The sequence below is a fragment of the Pseudomonas entomophila genome (assembly GCF_013523125.1).
Lineage (GTDB): Bacteria > Pseudomonadota > Gammaproteobacteria > Pseudomonadales > Pseudomonadaceae > Aquipseudomonas > Aquipseudomonas entomophila_B.
On record NZ_JAAMQJ010000117.1, the window covers coordinates 1 to 467 of the forward strand.

At 62.1% G+C, this 467-nt stretch carries 1 protein-coding gene and 1 pseudogene; both read left to right on the top strand.

The genetic code is table 11. From position 1 onward, the window contains the following. Positions 1–150 (top strand): annotated as a pseudogene (locus G7007_RS21875) (phage tail sheath family protein); the annotation flags it as partial. A gap of 12 nt (positions 151–162) precedes the next feature. Further along, the coding region (locus G7007_RS21880) for a phage major tail tube protein (protein ID WP_181105187.1) at positions 163–467 on the top strand (305 nt) is incomplete at its 3' end.

The window sequence follows — 467 nt, forward strand, 5'->3', positions numbered from 1 at the left end:
GATCCCGTGCTGAACACCGCGACCCAGCTCGAGCAGGGCAAGGTGTACTGGAACATCCGTTTCACCGACGTGCCACCTGCCGAGAACCCCACTTTCCAAGTCGAGGTGACCAACCAGTGGCTCACCGAAGTCCTGGATAAAGCCGCTTAAGGAGCGCCCCGCATGGCATTGATTCCCGAAACCCTGGCGAACACCAACCTGTTCGTCGACGGCGTCAGCTTTCAGGGCGACGTGCCCAGCCTGACCCTGCCCAAGCTCACGCTCAAGACCGAGGAGCACCGTGCTGGTGGCATGGACATCGGCATCGAGCTGGACATGGGCATGGAGAAGATGGAATCCAACTTCACCACCACCGGCGTGCGCAAGGAGTCGCTGAAGTTCTTCGGCCTGGCCGACGGTAACGCCTTCAACGGCACGTTCCGTGGCTCGTTCAAGGGCCAGCGCGGCGCGACCAAGGCGGTCGTCGT